Origin of the sequence: Gallibacter intestinalis (genome assembly GCF_014982745.1) — a bacterium.
Lineage (GTDB): Bacteria > Bacillota > Clostridia > Peptostreptococcales > Anaerovoracaceae > Gallibacter > Gallibacter intestinalis.
Genome location: NZ_JADCKA010000001.1, coordinates 15,691 through 34,836, shown reverse-complemented (window position 1 = coordinate 34,836; position 19,146 = coordinate 15,691). Strand labels below are relative to the sequence as shown.

Here is a 19,146-nt window from a genome sequence, read left to right as displayed (position 1 = left end):
GGCGCCGCGCCCTCTTTAATACATATTTACACTGGCTTATCTGTACAGAGCTCCAGATATTACTATCTGCTGTACCTGAGAAGTTCCTTCGTAGATCGGCAAGATTCTTGCATCTCTAAAGATTCTTTCTATCCTGTAATCCTTTACATATCCATAACCGCCGTGGAGCTGAAGTGCCTTATATGCAACTTCGTTAGCTGTTTCAGCTGCGTAATACTTGGCCATGGAGGATTCAACAGCAGGGCTGCCGCCGTTATCCTTAACCTGTGCCGCATGGTGAACGAGCAGTCTTGCAGCCTGAATCTTTGTTGCCATATCAGCTACAGTGAACTGAGTGTTCTGGAACTTGGAAAGAGGCTTTCCGAACTGAACTCTTGCCTTTGTATACTTGATTGCTTCGTCAAGTGCACTCTGAGCAACACCAACCGCCTGAGCGGCTACACCTATTCTTCCGGCTTCCAGAGTCTTCATCATTACCTTGAATCCCTGGTTGAGTTCGCCTAAGAGATTTTCCTTTGGCACTCTCAGATCTTCGAATATAAGGTCGGAAGTTCTTGTTCCTCTGATACCCATCTTGTTTTCGTGAGCACCATGGGAGAATCCAGGCCATTTTGTTTCAATGATGAATGTGGAAATACCGTGAGTTCCCTTGCCCTTTTCAGTTACAGCTGTAACGATGGCAAAGTCACAGAATGGTCCGTTTGTAATCCAGCATTTTCTACCGTTAAGTACCCATTCGTCTCCGTCTAGGTATGCAGTTGTTGCTGTAGCTCCGGCATCGGAACCTGCACCAGGTTCTGTAAGACCGAAGGCTCCTACCATCTTACCTTCTGCAAGAGGCTTCAGGTATTTCTGCTTCTGTTCTTCTGTACCGAAGTTAACCAGTGGCAGTGCAACCAGAGAAGCTCCGGCAGTCAGATATGTACCGCAGGAAGCGTCTGCTCTTGACAGTTCTTCCATTATGATGGCGTAAGAAACATAGTCTGCACCTGCTCCACCGTATTCCTTTGGAATAACAGGTGAGAGGAATTTGTATTTTACCATCTTATCGATGAGCTCCTGAGGCATATCCATGCCTTCCTGGTCCATCTTTGCAGATATATCAGTATCGTATATCTCTCTCTGACAGAAATCGCTTATGGCCTTTTTGACCAGTTCGTGTTCCTTGCTTAAAATCATGTTTTTTCTCCTTTATGCTATATGTGATTAGCTAAGCATGTCTACGAAAGTCTGAACTCTCGTTCTAACCTGCTCTGCGTTTGATGACTCCTGTTCTACCTCAAGATACAGGCTTGGGATATCCGCATCGTCGAAGTCTGCTTTAACTATAGGGTAGTCATATTCTTCAGGGTCGCAGAATTTCATCAGCGCATATATTATGCCGTCCAGTCCAAGACGCTTAACATCTTCAACTATCATGGCACCTCTCTTCTTTTCAGGGTCGTAGGCCAGCGTGCAGCCTTCATGTTCAGACCACTGTCTTGCCAGTCTTTCGATGGCACTGTCGCCCTTATCAGGAACCAGAGTAGTGAACTGTCTGCTTTCCTGAGCAACATTATCGTAAGCCACCGCTACACCGTTTTCTTCAAGAACGTCGAGGATTTCCTTGTTGTCAAGAATGATACCTGTAACAAGTACTTTCTTGCCCTTAAAGTCTTCTGCCGGCTGAGCTTTAAGAGCTTCAACCAGTTCCTTCATAAGAGTTGTATGTTCTTCCTTAAGCATGAAGTGTCTGCTCTTGATTACGGCATTTCTTACTGCAGGTGTAATTGTGTTCAGGTATGAAGGTACCAGTTCAACAAATTCCTGCATGATTTTTCTATTTTCGTTATAGATTTCAATGCTCTTTGCCATGGCTTCTTCAGTAATTTCATGGCCGCATATCTTTTCCAATTCTTCCTTTACATGGCTGTACTCTGCCATAAGGAACTTAACTCCGCCTTCCAGCTTTCTGTTCTGCGGATGTACGAAAGGAATCATAGGGATTTCCTTTATTCCAGACTTCCAGTTCTGAGTCATGCAGATAAGAGTATCGCACATGCAAGGGATGATTACTCCGGAAAGGCCCTTGTAGCTTCCCTTAAGTCCCAGTTCTGCAACAGACTGCATTATGGAGCAGGCAAAAGCAGGGAAATACTGTTTAGCTCTGTCGCTTTCCACCTGTCCGCCCCACAGTCCCATAGGAACCATGCCTGCAGCGTGAACGATTTCCTCCGGAGTATATACCGGAAGCACACCTATGACTTTTTTACCTTCCGCAAGGTATTTGTCCATCATTGCCTTAGGGTCTGAAGACACCTGCTGGAATTTTCCGATCAATTCATTGATATTCATCTTACTTTTCCTCCTTGCTTCTGTCTTCCATTACTTCCACAAGACCCTGTATTCTTGTTTCAAACTGAGCTTCAGTAAAGTTTCTAGGGTCCGCCTGGTCTCCGTCGAATCCTGCATATGGGAGTCCTGTCTGTTCAGCGACTCTTCTCTGCATTTCATACTGGATAAAGCTCATAAGCTTGCAGCTTCTGTTCATGTGATAGAAAGCACCTACGCAGTCGCCTTCTTTCATGCAGTCAACTCTGTATTTTGTCATGGTTTCGATGTTTACATTGTTGAACATGGAGCTGTATGCTCTTGCCATGCCATCCAGGTCGTTGATTTCGTACTGGAGAGCCCATGCGTGAGGATATACGCTTCCTGTCATGTTAACTCCGTATTTTGCCAGAGTCTTCATCTTGTAGCCGATATATGGCCAGCAAGGTATACCTTCCATCATGATTCTGTATTTTTCTTCACCTCTGAAGGTTGTTTCTCCCTTTGCTGCATTATCTTCAAGATATTCAACCAACAGCTTGAATGCTTCTGTTGTTTCCTTCTTTCCTCTGGCACAAACGATTACTGCCATGTATGTGAAAAGGTCGAAGCCGTTCATAGGTGAAGGATAGTTACCGGAAGGCAGGCTCATTGAATATTTCCAAAGCTTACCGTTTTCCGATGATATCTTCATAACTTCCTCCAGCCTCTTAGGGTCGAAAGGTTTTCCGGATATTTCGGAAAGCTGTCTTATAGCTTCCTCAAACTGATCTCTTAAGTATTTAACTCTGCTTTCGGAAATTTCATCGTCATAGTTATATGCTGTATCGATCATGATCAGCGGAATATTTCTTTCCTTAGCGATGTTTTCATACCATTTGATTACCTCGTTGCAGATGTTGTTGCAGCAGCAGAGGAAATCAGGCTCAGGCATCGGCAGAGTATCTGAATGTCCCTTAAGCAGAAGTCCGAAGTTTGTTCTGGCGTAAGCGCACAGGTCGTTAGAATAGCCCTTGTCCTCAGCCAGTTCACAAAGTTCCAGAGATTCTCTTTTAGCCGCCACTCCCGCAGCGTGGTTTTCAGGATAGCACAGAGGCAGATCGAAAATTTCTGCCAGTTCCTGAGGGAATACGGATGTCGCCCAGCCCACAGGAATTCCCTGTTCCTTCGCCTTAAATGCGTTGGCATACTGTTCAGCCAGCAGGTCGTTTATGACCTGTCTTGCATCTCTTTTTTCTTCCATGATTTTTCTCCTATCTCAATCAATAAACACTTTTACGCTATTTGATGATATTGTTTTCCTTGAGCTCGGCAATCTTTTCGTCGCTGAGACCGATTTCCTTCATAACATCGGCTGTATGTTCGCCCATGTATGGAGCTCTTACGTAATCGCCTCTCTTGTTTTCTGTGAACATTACAGGAGTGTTGTAGATTACGCCTTCGTTTCCGTTATCATATGTGTGCTTGATCAGGTAGTCATTTGCCCAGCACTGTTCATCGTTTAAGATGTCTGTAGGAGTTGCCAGTTTTTCGTATGGGATTCCAGCTTTCTGAAGTCTTTCAGCCCATTCGTCAAACGGTCTCTTGATGAATTCTTCTTCCATCATCATTACGAATTCTTCTGTATAATTTACAACGCTCTTCATAGTGCTGTATTTGCTTCCCTTAAGATCTGGTCTTTCGATTACAATATCGCAGAAACCTGGGAACCACTTGTCGTACTGGAAGAATGCCAACTGTACCCATGTTCCGTCTGCACACTTGTAAGTAGTGTTCAGTGGGTTAGGCGGCTGACGTCTTGTGATAGGCATCTGATAATCGTATTTTGCCGCAGATACCATGATACCCATTCCGAATACCGCTGTATGGAACAGAGAAACTGTTACTCTTTCTCCCTTTCCTGTCTGCTTCTGCTTATTTAAAGCTGCAAGGATACCTGCCGCAAGGCTCATTCCTGCTGCGTGGTCACCGAGACCTGCAACTGCGTTACAAGGAGCAGTATCCTTTTCCATAAGGCTCATTGCTATACCGCCTCTTGCGAAGTAAGCAGTGTAGTCGAAAGCCGGATTGTCCTTTGCAGGACCGTTGTCACCGTATCCCAGAAGGTGTCCGTATATGATATGAGGAGCCTTTTCCTTCATTGTCCAGTAGTCAAGGCCGCTCTTATCAAGAGCCTTCTGTCTTGTGTTTGTGATAAAGATGTCTGCATCTTCAAGAAGCTTGTAGATGAGTTCAACACCTTCTTTAGTTGTTGTATCAACCATGATTCCCTTTTTACCGGAGTTTTCGATTTCGAAAAGAGGATTTTCCTCATCATCAATAGGGAAGTTCCACTGCATTCCCACGAAACGCATTGAATCTCCGGAAAGAGGTTCTACTTTAATTACCTCTGCTCCCCAGTCAGCGAGAAGTCTTCCTGTTACCGGCGCTGCTACGTAGTTTGCATACTCGATAACTCTAATGCCCTCCAAAGGCAGTCCTGTATTAGCCATTGTTACCTCCTTAAGTCCTTTGATCTTCCGATCGTATATAGATAGTTTTTATTTTCTGGTTATAGTAAAGAGCAATTCCCGTGCCAATATCAAAAAATACATTTGCAAATTTTCCGATGCTGCAGCCTGACTCTTTGAAATAGCTGAATTTCTGCGAAGAAAAATTTGTTAAAAAATCATCAATGTATCTTTTTTCAGGTGGTTCATCGAATTTTTCGTAATAAAAAAACCGTTGCAAGATGCAAATTTTTCGCATTTTGCAACGATCTTAATTCATCATTGAGTCATCATTTTTGCAAATTGCAAAACTCAATTCCGGATTCTGATTTAAATTTCCAGCTGACCGCTTTTAATCTTTCTGTATATGGTTGAAGGATTTATTCCGACCGCTTCAGCCGCCTTTGTAATATTCCCGTATTTTTCAACAGCTTTTTTTATTATTATCTGCTCACATATCCTGTGAGCTTCATTAATATCCATTATATCCCTGATGAGAATACTTTCTTCGTCATCTTCTGTATCGATTTCAACCTTTGTCACAGGTTTTCTTTCTTTTATAAAATGACTTCCCTGTATCTTGTCAAGACTTCCAAGTCCGAGCATTCTGTCCATCTGAATACCGTCCACTTCATCCTGTGGAGCAAGCACAACACATCTTTCGATGACATTTTTAAGTTCTCTTATATTGCCGGGCCATCTGTATTCATCCAGTATATGCTTAGCCTCTTCTGTCATAAATACTTTTCTGTGATATTTATCATTAAAATGCTGCAGATAATATCCCACCAAAGGCATTATGTCCTCTCTTCTGTCCCTTAAAGCCGGAACCTCCACGGGAATGACATTGAGTCTGTAGTAAAGGTCCTGCCTAAAGACCGCCGGATTTCGTAGTTCTTCAGTTGTTTTATTTGTGGCACAGATAAATCTCACATTTATCTTTTTAGTTTTAGTGCCGCCCACTCTAATAATGGCCCCTTCTTGGATAGCCCTGAGCAGCTTCTTTTGCATATCCAAAGGAAGTTCGCCGATTTCATCCATAAACAGAGTGCCGCCGTTGGCAGCCTCCAAAAGACCTTCCTTACCTTTAGCGTTTGCCCCGGTAAAAGCCCCTTTTTCATATCCGAAGAATTCCGATTCTATGAGCTCGCTTGGAATTGCGCCGCAGTTTACAGCCATAAACGGTCCGTTTCTCCTGCCGCTGTTTTTCCATACGCGCCTCGCCAAAACCTCTTTACCTACACCGGACTCTCCTGTTATAAACACAGTGGCGTCAGAGGCAGCTACGGTATCAACCATGTTTTTGATTTCTCTCATGGAATCGCTGACACTTATGTATTCAACATCCTCGTCCTCTTCGTTTCTGTCTCTCTGCTGTACAAGACTTATGATTCGTGAAATGTCTCTGCCAGTCAGCACACCTCCGCGGAAATTTCCTCGGCTTCCAAAAACCGGAATAGCCGTATAGGAGATAACCTTGCCGTTAGGATATGCAATATCTCCGTACACCTTTTGCTTCTTTTCTATAAGCTTTAGGATGATAGGATCCTCCACCATACCCCATTTGACCAGCTCTCTGATATCCTTTCCGACTATATCCTCTCTACTGAAAGGCAAAATGGAATCGGCTATACTGTTTATCTTTTCAATGACGCCATATTGATTAAATATTACGACCACCTCGTCGATATGTTCCATAATATCAGTCATGGTCTTATCTGCGGAAATGGATCTGTCAAACACAAACATCCTGACCTTATCTCCGTCAGGATAATCCAGATAGTAGACCAGTCCGTCGATATTCGTATCTCTGATTTTAAATTTACGAACCCGATGGGCTTCATATCCACCTAAAACAATTTCCATTTCATTTAGATGATGAAGCTCTCCCGTACCAAGTCGTTCTCTGATATATCGCATGCTTATGTTTTTAAGCAGTACCTTGCCATCTTCATCGGCAAGAAATGCTGGTGAACCCATGTTGCTCACCAATGTAATAATAGTTGATTTATCCATATGGGAATTATAGCCGATGAAAGAATAAAAGACAACCCTCGGGTTTCTTTAGAAGTACCCGAGGGTTTTGAATATGAATATCCATATAAACATTGTGAAGCAAGAAAATATCGATGAAAATATCACGCTGTTGGCTGCCAGCTGTCCGTCGCTATCCATGCTCTCTGCCATGGTATATGACGACACCGCCACCGGTGCAGCAAACATTGCCAAAAGAGTTACAAATTCCACATCTCTAAATCCCAGCATTGCAGCAATCGGCAAAAATATAGCAGGTACGACAACCAGTTTTCCAACCACGGCAATTACGAGATTTCTTCCGCACCTTTTAACGCTGGAAAAGTCAAAGGAAATCCCCAGTATTACGAGAGCCATAGGTGTAGCAACTACGGCCATTTCATCCATAAGCCCTTCTAAAGGCTCCGGCATCTTAAAGCCTGTTAATGCCGCCGCAATACCTGCAATTCCTCCTATGATAAGAGGATTTTTGATTATTCCAAGCAAGATTTCTCCCGGCCTGACCTTTCCTCCCCTGAAAACCTCCAGAGTTATTACAGCCAGCACATTGTACAAGGGAACTATAATGGAAACCAGCATCGCAGTAACAGGCATATTTCCGTGTCCGTAGAAATTGGCCACCACAGGAATCCCCATTATTACGAAATTACTTCGATATATGGCCTGAATCATGGCGCCTCTGCTCTTAGGTGATTTTTCAATCCTAGTGACAAAAAGCAGTGCACCCAGATAAATTACCGCAAGGGCTCCCACAGCATAAGCTATAATATGCCATTCCACCACTTCCATAAGGTCAGTGCCATACAGATTCGAAAACATCATTACCGGAAAGAATACCACAAACACCATTCTGTTAAAATGCTTGTTTTCCTCACGGTTTACTATTCCGGCTTTTCTTACGAGTACACCTATGGCCATAAGAACAACCATAGGCATAACCGCTTCCGCCGATACTATAAAATTAGATAGCATCTTTAAACGCCTTTATTCTTGCTACAGTTCTTTCTTCGCCGAGAATCTGCTGAATCTCCCATACATCAGGAGACTGGCTTCTTCCCATAACAGCAATTCTGATAACCGTGCTCACATGACCCACATGACCCTTATATTCTTCAGGATGTTTTTTGTAGTCCTTAGGCTTTGCCGCATATCCCATTTCCGCGGCCATGGTTCTTATCTTTTCAAACCATCCGCTCTGGTCGTCATTATGGTCATAGGTTGCCAGATATCCTTCCAAAATTGCTTTGGCATCTTCCTTGGTAACCTCCTGCGGTATCTCATCCTCGATTTTAAAGAAGTCATCAAAGAAATAACTTACAAAATCAAACATCTGACCAGCAGTTATAAAGTCCTTTCTCGGCTTGTTGCCGTCTCTGCCAAGGTCGAGAATCTTAAGCATGTATTCCCTATCTTCAGTGATGTAAGACAGTATTTCAGGTCTATATTTTTCTGCCCATTCCTTTAAGAAGTCATACAGATCTGCTGCGGAAATTCTTACAAGGGTATCCTTGGATACATCGTTAAGTTTATTTATATCAAACAGCGCTCCTGAATTCGACATCTTTTCCATGGTAAATTCAAACTCATCGGCATCGCTGTCCGGATTTTCCTTTCTCCATTCCTCATAGTTGGAGTTGAGAATCGTAAGGAGATATTCCCTTACCGCCTGAGGATGATATCCTGCCTGCCTGTAATAATCCAAGGCCAGTTCTGGATCCTTTCTCTTGGAAAGCTTACGCTTATTTCCATCTTCGCCTATTTTCATAAGCTGCGCTGTATGGCAGTAAACAGGAAGTTCAAATCCCAACTTATTAAACAGCTCCACATGAACCGGTAGCGTGGAAAGCCATTCTTCGCCTCTTACCACATGGGTAGTTCTCATAAGATGGTCGTCTACCACATGGGCAAAATGATATGTAGGTATACCGTTTGTCTTTAATATAACCACATCCTGGAAGTTTTCCGGCATTGTCAGAGTACCTCTGATGCCGTCCTCCACAGTTATAGCCGTAGCTTCCTCTCCAGGTTTTCCATCGGATTTAAGTCTCATAACATAAGGCATGCCTGCCTTTATCTTTTCTTCTGCTTCTTCAGGGGTTATATCCCTGTATTTTGCATATTTTCCGTAGATACCGGTCATTTCCTTGGCATCTTCCTGCTGCTGTCTGATGGCTGCAATTTCATCCTCTGTCAAAAAGCACGGATACGCCATATCCTCTTCCACCAATTCCCTTACGAAAACATGGTAGATTTCAGCTCTCTGGCTTTGATGATAAGGTCCGTAAGCTCCGACTTCGCCTTCCTTTGTGGCTCCTTCGTCAAATCTTATGCCAAAGAAATCGAGGCTATCGATAATCGTTTCAACGGCTCCCTCAACATATCTCTTATCATCTGTATCTTCTATTCTCAGGTAAAATACACCTTCACTCTGGTGAGCTAATCTCTCGTCCACGAAGGCTCCGTAAAGGTTGCCCAGGTGAATGAAACCTGTAGGGCTCGGACCAAGCCTTGTAACTCTCGCTCCCGGAGCAAGCTCTCTTTTAGGAAATCTCTTTTCAATATCTTCAGGTCTTTCCTTCACTTCAGGAAAGAGTAGTTCCGCCATTTTTACGCTCATATTTATATTCCTTTCATCAGTTATTTTCCGCAGATCTCTATCGCTTTCTTTGCCAGTGCCTCCATGGCATCAATGTAGTAATCATCAAGGCCTTCCTTTATCTTGTAAACGGAAAGCTCCGTACATGCCATCAGAGCCTTTGCACAACCCTTTTCCTTAAACTCATCGGCTACCGCTTTAAAGTCCTCAGGTTTTACCGGCTGACCTTTCTTAACGCCTTCGTAGATTATTTTCATAACCTTTTTCTGGTTTTCCGAAGAAGGCACAACAGGTTCAAGCCCCTGTGCTTTTAAAGCTTTCTGATAAAGCCCCATTTCAATAGTTCCGTCGGTGGCCATTACGCCAATCTTGACTTTTTCTCCGTATTTTCCGATTCCGGAACCGACATCTTCCTTAACCATCAGCGCCGCTTCATCTATCATATTGATTATCGGTATATTTACATTTTCCTGTACCCATCCCAAAACATAGTGGGAAGTGTTACAGGGAACAGCTATGCAACATGCTCCACTTTCTTCAAGGAACCTGGCGTCCTTTAGCAATTTTTCAAATATCTCATCAGTTTTGCCTTCCTTTATGGCCGCCGTTCTGTCCGGCATTGTGGCATGACTGAGTATTATCATATTTATATGATCCTGGTCCCGTTCCGCTTCGGTCTTTTCAATAACCATATCGTAGAACACATTTGTGGCCAGCGGTCCCATGCCGCCAATCACTCCCATAACCTTTCCTTCAAGAATGTTCATTTTTCTTTCTCCTTTGTCCTTTCCGACTTTATAGATTATATAACAAACCCGGTTCAATTTCTATATTTATGTGTTTTTTCCCATTTTATGTGTATATAATATCTATATAACAGAGGAGGTAATCATATGACTGATATATTGATTATAGGAAGCGGCCCTGCGGGAATATCCGCAGCTTTATATGCGGCAAGAGCCGGAATGGATACCTTGGTTGTATCTTCCGGTCAAAGCGCACTTTTTAAGGCCCATATGATAGAAAACTACTACGGCGGCTCCATACCTGGCGATGAGCTGTACGAAAAAGGAATTGCCCAGGCCAAGGAACTTGGAATCGAAATCAAAGAGGATCAAGTAGTCGGCCTTGGTTTTGACGGTGATTTTATTGTAACGGGCGAAAAATCCCAGTACAAGGCAAAAGCTGTAATTATATCCACTGGTTCAGCAAGAAAGGCTCCGCCGCTGCCAGGACTTTCGGAATTTGAAGGTCGCGGTGTAAGCTACTGCGCCGTGTGCGACGGATTTTTCCATCGCGGAAAAAATGTGGCAGTGCTAGGTTCCGGCACATATGCCCTTCACGAAGCTATGGAGCTTTCTCCAATTGTAGAAAGCGTAACCATTCTCACCGACGGGCAGACTCCTGAATTCTCCTTGCCGGATTCAGTCACAAATATAAGCGTTGATACAGGCAAGATAAAAGAGCTGACAGGAGAAGAACTGCTTTCTTCCGTTGTGTTTGAAGACGGTAAAGCCCTCGATGTTTCAGGAGTATTCGTAGCCATAGGCACCGCAGGAAGTTCTGATCTTGCAAGAAAGTTAGGGGCAGTAACCGAAGGTACTAAAATTGCCGTGAACGGAGAAATGGCAACAAATATACCGGGCCTTTATGCTGCAGGCGACTGCACCCCGGGAATGCTACAGGTGGCAAAGGCCGTATATCAAGGTGCGGAAGCTGCTACTTCAGCTATCAAATTTGTGCGATCACAAAACAAATAAAGTCTTTAACGGCATAAAGAAGCCATCTTCATTTTCTCGTGAAGATGGCTTTTTATTCTCTTTTGATTATCTTTTAGTTATCTTCGGATTTCCCCGCCGGAGAGTTTTTCGTCATATACGGCTCTTTCTCCGCCTATGTATTTAGGTCTTGTTCTGGCACAGCACAGATGAGCGTTTCCTATGCTCTTTGTTTTAATTCTCAAAGGAACCGCAACCGCCTTAAGGTGCATTCCTATAAGAGTATCCCCTATGTCCATTCCGGCAGAGGCTTTAACCGTTTCCACCGCCACAGGGTCCTCAAATCTGCTATAGGCTGTTGTGGCAAAGGCGCTTCCCGCATGAAGCTGAGGCACCACATTTACGATTTCTTCCCAAGGCTTTAACGCATCCCTTTCCATGATAATCGCTCTATTGAGATGTTCACAGCACTGGGCCGCCAGATATACACCCTTCTCTTTAAGATAGGGGTATACAGTATCAAATATCACCTTTGCAACCTCCATGCTAGAGCCCTGTCCTATTTTGACTCCTTCAACTTCGCTGGTGGAGCAGCCCACAACAAAGATATCACCTTTTTTTATGTCAGACACCTGAAATATCTCATCAAGTGCCCTTTTAAGCTCCTTTTCTATGCTGTCAAAATCCAAATTCATGTCCTTTTCCTTTATCTATTAAAGCTTCCAGCTGTTTAAATACTTTTCCTGTTCTTCTGTCAATGTATCGATTTCAATGCCCCATGCCGCCAATTTTCTTCTAGCGATAACATCATCTATTTCCGCAGAAACATCGATTACCCTGTTTTCAAGATTTTTATAATTATCCTTTATATACATGGCGCTCATGGCCTGAACCGCAAAACTCAAGTCCATGATTTCCGCAGGATGTCCGTCGGCTGCGGCTATATTTACAAGCCTTCCTTCAGCAAGCACATTTACGGTGTTTCCGTTTTTAAGGGTGTAGCCCATAATGTTGTTTCTCATCTCTTTTTTAGAAACAGCTTGCTCCTCAAGGGCCTGCATATCTATTTCCACATTGAAATGTCCTGCATTGGCTAAAATAGCCATATTCTTCATTTTTTCCATATGCTCCATGCGGATTGTTCCTGCGCAGCCTGTAGCAGTAACAAAAATATCTCCCAAAGGCGCCGCCTGTCCCATAGTCATTACACTATGACCATCCATTTTAGCTTCCATGGCCTTAATAGGGTCAATCTCAGTTACTATAACTTGGGCTCCCAAGGATGCCGCCCTCATGGCTATGCCCCTTGAGCACCAACCGTAACCTGCAACCACAACGGTCTTGCCTGCCACAATAAGATTAGTGTTACGCATAATGCTGTCCCAAACAGACTGTCCTGTTCCGTATCTGTTGTCGAAAAGATGCTTACAGTCGGCATCGTTTACGGCAACCATAGGGAATTTAAGAGCACCTTCCTTTTCCATAGCTCTGAGTCTAATAATTCCCGTCGTAGTTTCTTCGCATCCTCCCCAAACTTCTTCTGCCAGGTCAGGTCTTTCATTGTGAAGCATGCTCACCAGATCTCCGCCGTCATCGATGATAATATTTGATTTCTGCTCAAGACACATTTCAATATGTCTGTTGTATGTTTCCTGATCTGCTCCGTGAATAGCAAATATGCTTATGCCGTCGTCAGCTAAAGCAGCGGCCACATCATCCTGAGTACTGAGCACATTGCTTCCTGTGGCGGAGAGAATCGCACCTCCTGCAGCCAGCACCTTGCACAGATATGCCGTTTTAGCTTCCATATGTATGGAAAGGGAAATCTTTATTCCTTCAAAGGGCTTTGTTACTTCAAATTCCTTTTCCAAAGCGGAAAGCAGCGGCATATTTGCCTTTACCCATTCTATTTTTCTGTGGCCTGACGGCGCCAGAGCCATATCCTTAACTTCATATTTATTCATTATTCCACCGTTACCGATTTTGCCAGGTTTTTAGGTTTATCTATGTTACATCCTCTGTTTTTTGCCACAAAATACGCAAACAGCTGGAGCGGCACCACGCTGAGCAGCGGTGTCAGCTCATCCATGCACTGCGGAATGTAAATAACTATATCCGCCTTCTTTTCTATTTCCGTATTTCCTTCCTTGGCGATGGCAATAACCCTTGCCCCTCTCGCTTTGATTTCCTCTACATTTGAAACCATCTTTTCAAAGAGGGCGTCCTGAGTCGCCAAAGCGATTACAAGTGTGTCGTCTTCTATAAGCGCAATTGTTCCATGCTTAAGCTCACCTGCTGCAATGGCAAAGGAATTTATATACGAAATTTCCTTGAGTTTAAGAGAACCTTCATATGCTACGCCAGAGTCAGGGCCTCTTCCGATAAAGAATACCTGTTCTCTCTTATAGAATATATCCGCAAGCTTTTCTATATCCCCTTCTTTATCCAATATATGCTGTAACTTTTCAGGAATAGTCTTAAGCTCTTCAATAACCTTGGCATAATATGTTCCGTCGATGGTTCCCTTTTCCTTTCCCATATAAAGGGCAAGCAGATACATACACATGAGCTGCGTTGTATATGCCTTTGTGGAAGCCACGGAAATTTCAGGGCCTGCCCAAGTGTAGAACACATCGTCTGATTCCCTTGCCACAGAGCTTCCCACTACGTTGACAACGGAAAGAATTCTTGCCCCCTTGCTCTTTGCTTCTCTCAAAGCAGCCAGAGTGTCGAGGGTTTCACCGGACTGGCTGATGGCGATAAACAAAGTGCTTTCATCCACAAAAGGATCCCTATATCTGAACTCGGAAGCAACATCCACTTCCACTGGAATCCTTGCCATCTTTTCAATGGCAGCCTTACCAACTAATCCCGCATGATAGGCTGTACCGCAGGCTACAATATATACCTTGTTAAAGCCTTCAATATCCTTCTTTGTCATATTGATGCCATCAAGATTGATGATATTTCCATCCTTAAGTCTCTTATTTAATGTATCTTCAAGGCCCTTCGGCTGCTCATGGATTTCCTTAAGCATAAAATGCTCATATCCGCCCTTTTCCGCAGCATCTGCATCCCATGTAACATGGAACACATCTCTTTTTACCCTGTTGCCGTCCTCATCGAATATCTTTATATCATCCTTTGTTACAACAAGGGTCTCGTTGTTTTCGATAAGATAGATTTCTCTAACATACTTAAGCAATGCAGGAATATCGGAAGCGATAAAATTGCATCCCTTTCCGATACCGGCAATAAGCGGTGCATCCTTTCTTACCGCCACCAGCTTATCAGGCTCATCGGCAGCCATGGCAGCTACGGCATATGCCCCTCTCATCTGGGAGACGGCCTTTGTAACAGCTTCGTAAAGATCTCCTTCGTAAAGAACACCTATAAGCTGAGCTATAACCTCCGTATCCGTTTCTGACCTGAATTCAATACCGTGCTCTGCTATAAGCCTTTCCTTTATTTCAGTGTAGTTTTCGATTATGCCATTGTGGACTACAGCTATGCTTCCATCCATATTGATATGGGGATGGGCATTGACAGTAGATGGTGCTCCGTGGGTGGCCCATCTCGTATGGCCTATACCTACACCGCTGTCAAAACTGTCATCATCGATTATTTTTTCCAGGTTGCTTATACCGCCTACCTGTTTTCTCACTTCTATTTTGCCATTAATATCCAAGGCTATTCCCGCAGAGTCATAGCCTCTGTATTCCAGACTTTTAAGTCCGTTTATAATCTTTTCCTTTGCGCTGTCGCTTCCAACATATCCAACGATTCCGCACATATTTCTTTCCTCCTAATTTACATTTTAACATCCGAATTTTTTCGAGAGCATATCCGCAAGTTCTTCGGCCATTTCAGTTATGGATTCGGTATCCTCTCCTTCTATCATAACTCTGACAAGGGGCTCAGTTCCGGACGGCCTTACGAGAAGTCTTCCCGTATCACCCAACTTTGCACTTACCTCGTCAAAGGCTTTTACCACTTCTTCGTCTTCCGTATACCTCTTTTTATTCTCATTGGTAACTTTGGCGTTTACGAGAACCTGTGGGTATATTTTTATTTCATCGGAAAGTTCCGATGCATTCTTTCCCGACTTGAGTACGGCTCTAACCAGCTGAATAGACGAGAGTATACCGTCTCCTGTTGTAGTTTTATCCAGGAATATTATATGTCCCGATTGCTCACCGCCGATAATGCCGCCGGTTTTAAGCATATCCTCAAGAACATATCTGTCACCCACATCTGTGGCTCTGGTTTCACATCCCATATCTTTGAGATATTTATGAAATCCGATGTTGCTCATCACTGTACCTGTAACCAGATTCTTTGCTAACCTACCCTCTTCCTTTAGCATCTTTGCACATATGCAGATGAGCTTGTCACCGTCTATTATTCTTCCCTTTTCGTCAACGGCAATAAGTCTGTCCGCATCACCGTCATAGGCAAGACCGATAAAAGCACCTTCCCTTATAACCGCTTCCTGAAGAAGCTCAGGATGGGTAGATCCGCAGCCGTCATTTATATTTGTACCATTAGGGTTTACACCAATTGTCACTGTATTGGCTCCCAACCTGTCATAGACCATGCGGGCAGCCTGATATGCAGCTCCGTTAGCACAGTCTAAAACTATCTTTCTGCCCTTAAGGGTGAAATCAGCTGTGCTTTCCAGAAACTTCACATATATATCTAAAGCGTTATCATCAGCCTCTCTACATTTACCTATCTGATCATGGGTGATATGACTGTTCACATCAATCTGTCTAAGGATTATATCTTCTATTTCCTCTTCGATGCTGTCATCCAGTTTAAACCCTTCGCTGTTGAAGAATTTAATTCCGTTATATTCATAAGGATTATGAGATGCTGATATAACTATACCGGCATCTGCATCATAGTGCTTAACCAAATGGGCAATGGCAGGTGTAGGAAGTACCCCCACCTTTATAACATCTCCTCCCACAGCAAGTATCCCTGCCGAAAGGGCATTTTCCAGCATATCGCCAGATATTCTTGTATCCATTCCTATGAGAAATGTCGGTTTTTTTTCTGATTCCTTGCTCAGCACATAGGCACCTGCCTTACCTAGACTAAATGCCAGTTCCGGAGTAAGTTCAGAGTTTGCTACTCCTCTTACGCCATCTGTTCCAAATAATCTTCCCATATCATTTCCTTTCAAAACTATTTTTAATTGCTCGTAATTACCACCATCACTGTAGAAGGTGATGCTTCTACGGTAGCATTTCCTTCAGCGGTAACAGAAACAGGAACACTGTGTTCTCCTTCAGAAAGTCCTGTCACATTCACCGTAACTATTATGTCTTCCTTAGTTAACCCGCTTACCGATGAGGCCGCTCCGCTGATTGACACTTGAACACTATCAGTTATAGAAGCGCCCAAGCCCTCTTGGAGGCCTTCAATCTGTATTTCATTTCCTGCGAATGTAAATTCACCGGTGCTAGGTCCACGGACATTTACCGTGGCATAAAGTCTGTCACTATCTTTAATCTTTACGCCTTCCGGCAGATTTATGCTCAGTCTTACTCTGGTATCCTCAGTAATTCCGCTGATATCTATATCATCCGCCGTAACGGAAGTTATTTCACTTAAATCCTCTGCACTTCCTTCGATGTGTACGGTATCAGGAGCACTTATGCCCTCCAGTTCATATCCTTCCGGCAGGCTTCCTGTGGTATCCACCTTAAGAGGAACTTCCTTGAAGTTAATCAAACTTGCCGTCACCGACGCCGTTTCTCTGGAAGTTGTCACATATGCCACTTCCTTACCGGAACTGTCCACAGGCTTTACAGCTACATCGTGGGTGGATTCATCGGAATTAAGAAGCTTTGCATTTACCACCGCTTCAATTCTATCTACCTTATCCACATTCTTTCTTGTTCCATATATGGTCATGGTCTCAGGATCTACCTCAGCACCGCTCATTTCAGTATCAGCGGCAACCTCACCTGTCAACTTAGCCTCTACCGACTTTTCTGCTGTTACCAATTGCCCGATGTTTATTAGTATCCGGTCTTCGGAGCGACTATCAAGGCTTATGCCTCTCGGCAGCTGCACTTCAAGGCTCACATAATTGCTGCCTTCGTGTCTACCGTAGAGATCGGCTGTGACCTGAATATCTCCTTCCTCTATTTTATTTATGTCCGCCCTATCACCGGAAAGAGTGACATCTATAGAAGTGATATCCGTGGAATCCACAGCAAGACCATCCTGAGTCAAACTGTCCTGATTGATAAGCTGAACCGGAATATCCGTAAATCTTTTGGTAACTCCCGGGTTCACCATACCCACCACAAAGGCCCAGACCAGAATTGCTGCCACTATTGCGATTATCGCATTGACCTTTTTATTTTGGAGCATCCTTTGAGCCTCCTATCTTGTCAAAGGCCGATTTGGCCTTGCTGATTATGTCGTCGGTATCGTTTCCGAAATAGCAGTCCAGCAGCACCTTTTCTACATCCTTGCCGTCCATGTATCTGGTAAGCTTGCCGTCCCTTGCCATGGATATTATTCCTGTTTCCTCGGAAACAATCAGAGAAATAGCATCGGAGACTTCGGTTATTCCGATGCCCGCTCTGTGACGGGTTCCCAGTTCCTTAGGTAGGTTCTGGTTCGATGTAAGAGGTAGCACACAACCTGCGCTGTGAAGTCTGTCGCCTCTCACTATCACTGCACCGTCATGAAGAGGAGCCCCCTCGTAGAAAATATTTCCTATGAGCTGAGCTGTAACCTTCGAATCTATTTCTGTGCCGGTCTCACATATATCTGTAAGAGCGGTCTGTCTTTCAATAACTATTAAAGCTCCTGTCTTAGTATCAGACATGGAAAGAAGGGCCTCCACAAACTCTCTAGTTATCTCTTGGGCTTTGCTCTTATCTTCCTTGGAAAGGCTTCCCTTAAAGAATTTGCTTCGCCCCAGAGACTCTAACGCCCTTCTAAGCTCCGGCTGGAATATAACGACCAGAGCAATTACGCCCACAGCCAGCGTGCTTCTGATAAGCCAGCTTAAGGCATACAAATTGAGCAGGTTTGACAAACCTGCCGCTAATATAACTATAAGAAGACCCTTTGCCAGCTGTCCGGCTCTGTTCTCTCTTATAAAATCCAGTAACTTGTAAAATATGAACGCCACCACGGCAATATCCAAAATATCATTTAAGCCGATTCCTGACGCCACATTGCTGATAAATTCCTGCATATTCCCCTTTTTGCCATTTACCATTTACGGCTGCCGGCCATGGACCGGCAGCCTGTTTTCCAACTTATATTGTTAGTATGTGGTTTCCAGAAGACCGTAATCTCCTTCTTCTCTCTTGTAAACCACATTTACAGCTTTTGTCTCATCATTTACAAATACATAGAAGTTATGTCCCACAAGTTCCATCTGCATAATCGCATCATCCACTGTAAGAGGTACAAGTTCAAGTTTCTTTGTTCTTACAACATTGAGTTCTTCAGCTTCAGCTGCTTCTGCTGCAGGTGGTTCTGGCCATTCTTCAAATTTGATGCCAGGCTGTCCCTTATGCTTTTTAACCAGTTTGCTTTTAAATCTGGACATCTGTGAAGCCAGTTTGTCCACAACCTTATCGATGCTACTGTAGATGTCTTCAGATTTGCTTTCAGCTCTGAACACCATTCCCTTTGCCTTGATGGTAGCTTCAACCTTTTCAAGGTTCTTTTCACTAGAGAGCATCACATTGACACTAATATCATCGGAGAAATATTTGCTCAGTTTCTGCATTTTTTTCTCCACTGTGTCTTTCATGTAATCGTTTGTCTTAATATTCTTGCTTGTTATTATAACCTTCATTTCATTGCCCTCCTTTGCGATGAAATTTCCTACTGTTATTATAACATAAGATTCCCTTGACAGTCTATATACAATAGCCGTCCGGCTGACCTGGTCTTTGCCCCCACACCTGCCTTGACCCGGGTTTCCCGGAGGACTTACTTCTAAACTACGCCATGATCA

Annotated in this window: 16 protein-coding genes; 1 reads left to right on the top strand and 15 read right to left on the bottom strand. The window is 43.7% G+C overall.

All coding sequences use genetic code 11. The features are described 5' to 3' along the window. Window positions 1–36: 36 nt before the first annotated feature. From acdB to INF20_RS00105, 8 genes are all read right to left on the bottom strand, one after another. Entirely contained in the window at window positions 37–1,179 is a 1,143-nt protein-coding gene (gene acdB, locus INF20_RS00140) for a putative isocaproyl-CoA dehydrogenase AcdB (RefSeq protein WP_226384369.1), read from the bottom strand. 27 nt (window positions 1,180–1,206) lie between these two features. After that, window positions 1,207–2,334, bottom strand: coding sequence for a 2-hydroxyacyl-CoA dehydratase subunit D (locus INF20_RS00135; RefSeq protein ID WP_264175447.1), 1,128 nt, complete (start codon window positions 2,332–2,334; stop codon window positions 1,207–1,209). 1 nt (window position 2,335) lies between these two features. Continuing rightward, a complete protein-coding gene (locus tag INF20_RS00130; protein ID WP_226384368.1) occupies window positions 2,336–3,553 on the bottom strand; it encodes a (R)-2-hydroxyisocaproyl-CoA dehydratase subunit alpha in 1,218 nt (405 codons plus the stop codon). 37 nt (window positions 3,554–3,590) lie between these two features. Then, window positions 3,591–4,802 (bottom strand): CaiB/BaiF CoA transferase family protein, encoded by a 1,212-nt coding sequence (locus tag INF20_RS00125; protein ID WP_226384367.1) that lies wholly within the window; start codon window positions 4,800–4,802, stop codon window positions 3,591–3,593. A gap of 327 nt (window positions 4,803–5,129) precedes the next feature. Beyond that, window positions 5,130–6,779: a sigma-54 interaction domain-containing protein gene (locus INF20_RS00120; RefSeq protein WP_226384366.1), complete on the bottom strand. Its 1,650-nt coding sequence runs from the start codon at window positions 6,777–6,779 to the stop codon at window positions 5,130–5,132. Between the two features lie 84 nt (window positions 6,780–6,863). After that, window positions 6,864–7,805 (bottom strand): AEC family transporter, encoded by a 942-nt coding sequence (locus INF20_RS00115; RefSeq protein ID WP_226384365.1) that lies wholly within the window; start codon window positions 7,803–7,805, stop codon window positions 6,864–6,866. Beyond that, window positions 7,795–9,450: a glutamate--tRNA ligase gene (gene gltX / locus INF20_RS00110; protein WP_226384364.1), complete on the bottom strand. Its 1,656-nt coding sequence runs from the start codon at window positions 9,448–9,450 to the stop codon at window positions 7,795–7,797. The genes INF20_RS00115 and gltX overlap by 11 nt, the downstream gene beginning before the upstream one ends. A gap of 20 nt (window positions 9,451–9,470) precedes the next feature. Then, window positions 9,471–10,196 carry a cysteate racemase gene (locus tag INF20_RS00105; RefSeq protein WP_226384363.1) on the bottom strand — a complete coding sequence of 242 codons (726 nt, stop codon included), beginning with the start codon at window positions 10,194–10,196 and terminating at the stop codon, window positions 9,471–9,473. A gap of 126 nt (window positions 10,197–10,322) precedes the next feature. Between INF20_RS00105 and INF20_RS00100 the strand changes: the two genes are divergently transcribed. Then, the gene (locus INF20_RS00100) at window positions 10,323–11,189 is read left to right on the top strand and encodes an NAD(P)/FAD-dependent oxidoreductase (protein ID WP_226384362.1); all 867 of its coding nucleotides are present in this window, start codon (window positions 10,323–10,325) and stop codon (window positions 11,187–11,189) included. Between the two features lie 77 nt (window positions 11,190–11,266). On the opposite strand, the gene INF20_RS00095 is transcribed toward INF20_RS00100, so the two are convergent. The 7 genes from INF20_RS00095 to hpf form a co-directional block, all read right to left on the bottom strand. Further along, window positions 11,267–11,842 carry a TIGR01440 family protein gene (locus tag INF20_RS00095; RefSeq protein WP_226384361.1) on the bottom strand — a complete coding sequence of 192 codons (576 nt, stop codon included), beginning with the start codon at window positions 11,840–11,842 and terminating at the stop codon, window positions 11,267–11,269. 18 nt (window positions 11,843–11,860) lie between these two features. After that, window positions 11,861–13,111, bottom strand: a complete 1,251-nt coding sequence (locus tag INF20_RS00090; RefSeq protein ID WP_226384360.1) for an adenosylhomocysteinase — start codon at window positions 13,109–13,111, stop codon at window positions 11,861–11,863. Beyond that, window positions 13,111–14,940, bottom strand: a complete 1,830-nt coding sequence (gene glmS / locus INF20_RS00085; protein ID WP_226384359.1) for a glutamine--fructose-6-phosphate transaminase (isomerizing) — start codon at window positions 14,938–14,940, stop codon at window positions 13,111–13,113. Before glmS ends, INF20_RS00090 begins: the two co-directional genes overlap by 1 nt. 24 nt (window positions 14,941–14,964) lie before the next feature. Beyond that, window positions 14,965–16,320, bottom strand: coding sequence for a phosphoglucosamine mutase (gene glmM / locus INF20_RS00080; protein WP_226384358.1), 1,356 nt, complete (start codon window positions 16,318–16,320; stop codon window positions 14,965–14,967). A 23-nt stretch (window positions 16,321–16,343) separates the two neighbouring features. Continuing rightward, window positions 16,344–17,534, bottom strand: a complete 1,191-nt coding sequence (locus tag INF20_RS00075; protein ID WP_226384357.1) for a CdaR family protein — start codon at window positions 17,532–17,534, stop codon at window positions 16,344–16,346. Next, window positions 17,521–18,372, bottom strand: coding sequence for a diadenylate cyclase CdaA (gene cdaA / locus INF20_RS00070; protein WP_226384356.1), 852 nt, complete (start codon window positions 18,370–18,372; stop codon window positions 17,521–17,523). Before cdaA ends, INF20_RS00075 begins: the two co-directional genes overlap by 14 nt. A 72-nt stretch (window positions 18,373–18,444) precedes the next feature. Continuing rightward, window positions 18,445–18,984, bottom strand: a complete 540-nt coding sequence (hpf, locus tag INF20_RS00065) for a ribosome hibernation-promoting factor, HPF/YfiA family (protein ID WP_226384355.1) — start codon at window positions 18,982–18,984, stop codon at window positions 18,445–18,447. Between the last annotated feature and the right edge of the window lie 162 nt (window positions 18,985–19,146).